Raw genomic sequence first — 2,190 nt, forward strand, 5'->3', positions numbered from 1 at the left:
ATATAAATGTCAACTATAAAATGTACACTTTCGCTTGTTTAAGGATGTACAGATTTACGGGATTTCCTGACTTAGATGATTCTGTATCCGATAAGATTCACCGGCAATTGAAATGACATACGCATGATGCAGGATGCGGTCTAAAATGGCATTGGCCAATTTAGGCTCGGGAAATACACTGTCCCAGCCTTTGAAGTTCACATTGGTCGTGAACAATGTACTCTGCTTCTCATATCGCAGATCAATCAGCTGAAAAAATAGTTTGGCATCTTCGGCATCAATCGGCAGGTAGCCGATTTCATCGATAATGAGTAACCGATACTTCGTATAATGCTTTAACCGGCGTTCCAGCTTGTTTTCCAGCTTCGCACGCTTTAGCTGCTGGATTAGATCATGACATTTGACGAAGTGCGTACTGATTCGTCGCTTCGCTGCTGTGATGCCGATCGAGGTCGCCAGGTGCGTCTTGCCGACACCACTCGGCCCCAGAAAGATGACATTTTTGTTGTCCTCCATAAATCTTAACGTAGCCAGATCGAGGATCTGCTGCTGATTGATGGTGGGCTGAAAAGTAAAATCAAAATCTTTCAATTCCTTCAGGTGAGGGAAGGCGCCCGCTTTAATGGTCGCCTGTATCCGGTTGTACTCTCTCGTATGAAGTTCGTGGTCTGTCAATTTAAGCAACGCATCAATTAATGTCACTTGGTTACGGACACTGAAGTCTACGACCTCATTCAAATGAAGTGACATCTGTTCGAGCTTCAAGTCGGAAAGATTTTGTTGAAGCTGCTGGTAACTGGTGGTGGCTGAATTCACGAAGGGTACACCTCCCCGATAATCGCGAGATTACGCTTGGCCAACTCGTCGATATCCGGATAGCCCGGCATGGAGATCCCCAGTGCTTCTTGATAGTGGGCTTCCTCGTAATTTAACTTTCGGTTACTGATCGGGTGCCAGGCGATCAACTCCATGTTATAATGAATCCATACATGATCATCATACACTTGCAGTCCAACCTTCTTGCCTCGATACTTTGCCGGTACCGAGTATTGATTCGTTTTATACGAAATCATGTTGGAAGGATTGACCTTGACGAGTGTCTGCTTGATGCGATAGGAATCTCTTATCTGTTCAGTTGGTAGCTGGGATAAGAGGTTCTTTTCTTTTTTGAATTCGAGAATAGGGATTTTCCCCGTACCTTGATGAATCTGATGATTCACCCGTTGACACAGATCCTTAAGAAACTGGTGTAGCTCCTCCATCGAAAACTTTCCTTGATAGGCATGAATTTCATCCAATATCTTCATGGTGGTTTCCACTTTTCCTTTGGTTCGTGGCCGTCCTGCAATACATGGTTTGACATCGAATCCGAAATCTTTCGCAAACTGGTCGAATTTCGCATTCACTTTTCCACTTGTATATTCAGTTCTTGCTTGATCCATCACGGTCTTCATATTGTCTGTCACCAGTTCCGACGGAACCCCTCCTAGTGCTTCAAATGTCTCGGTCAGAAAGGATAGTAGGACTGGCTGTGTTTTAGATGTGGTCAGCAGGAAGCTCCTTAGGCGCGAATGAGAAAGGACGAGCACACCCACATTCACTTCCACCGTCTCTCCGTCCTTTGTTTCGTAGAGAATATTCTCTTTCCAATCCAACTGTGCCTGCTTGCCTGGAGGAGTTTCAAAGCGGGCGGTTCCTTTTGGAGAAGGGATCCGTTGGTTGTCCTCGAAATAAGCCCGGAATTCCGGTGTTTTGGAAATATAGTGACGGAATGTTGACGCAGCGCAATCTAGCCCGTGATTATCTCTTAAATACTGCCAAAGGACGCGCCGGTAGTAAAACTTCTGTTTGGAATCCTCTGATAACAGCGCGGCAATGACAGGATATAATTTATCGATCTTTGATGCCTTGGATCTCGTCGTTTTCGGAACGAATCCGTTCAGGTACTTATCGATGGTCCGACGGTCCACACCCATTTCGCGTGCTAATTCACTCTTATTAATTTTCATGTTCAACGTCTCCATAATCTGTTTGAATTTCGGCAGATCATCTAATTTTGTAATCTCAAAATCCGTATCGAATGGAATGGTTATGTACATATCTATCACCTCCGCTTTAGTATGCGAGAGATCGGTAGATTTGTACATATTTATCCCGGCGACAGTGTACATATTTATTTTAGCGTTTATA

Annotated in this window: 2 protein-coding genes; both read right to left on the bottom strand. The window is 44.4% G+C overall.

The window, feature by feature from the left end; translation table 11 throughout:
• Window positions 1-54: 54 nt before the first annotated feature.
• Window positions 55-816: an IS21-like element helper ATPase IstB gene (gene istB / locus CSV64_RS16385; protein ID WP_199168589.1), complete on the bottom strand. Its 762-nt coding sequence runs from the start codon at window positions 814-816 to the stop codon at window positions 55-57.
• Window positions 813-2,099, bottom strand: coding sequence for an IS21 family transposase (istA, locus tag CSV64_RS16390; RefSeq protein ID WP_099635665.1), 1,287 nt, complete (start codon window positions 2,097-2,099; stop codon window positions 813-815). The genes istB and istA overlap by 4 nt, the downstream gene beginning before the upstream one ends.
• Window positions 2,100-2,190 lie beyond the last annotated feature (91 nt).

Origin of the sequence: Sporosarcina sp. P32b, from assembly GCF_002743335.1 — a bacterium.
Lineage (GTDB): Bacteria > Bacillota > Bacilli > Bacillales_A > Planococcaceae > Sporosarcina.